This window comes from Bergeyella anatis, assembly GCF_036016955.1.
In the GTDB taxonomy this organism is placed as follows: domain Bacteria; phylum Bacteroidota; class Bacteroidia; order Flavobacteriales; family Weeksellaceae; genus JAYWXI01.
The window spans coordinates 1-313 of sequence record NZ_JAYWXI010000190.1; the positions used below are offsets into that span (position 1 = coordinate 1).

1 protein-coding gene is annotated in these 313 nt (G+C 37.4%); it reads right to left on the reverse strand.

Annotated features, from left to right (window positions below; all coding sequences use genetic code 11):
* Positions 1 to 313: helicase-like domain-containing protein (locus VQ048_RS13130; RefSeq protein WP_327612004.1), on the reverse strand; the 313-nt coding region annotated here is incomplete at both ends.

Sequence of the window (313 nt, forward strand, 5' to 3'; positions counted from 1 at the left end):
TTGAGGTATCATTTTAAATTGGTCATGCGTTAAAATCACACAATCCCAATCATTATTTTTAATATCCCCAAAAATACGTAGTCGCTTATCGGGTTTAAAATCTTCTTTGCCCGGATATAATATTTTTGCAAAGGGATAGGCTTTTCGGTAAGTTTCAGCAATTTCGTGAACATTGGCTTTAAGTCCGATAATCATTGGTTTATGAGCCAATCCCAAGCGTTTCATTTCTTGGGCAGCACAACACATAATTAAGGTTTTCCCTGCACCAACCTCGTGATCACAAATAGCACCTCCATTGAGCTTTATCATCCAA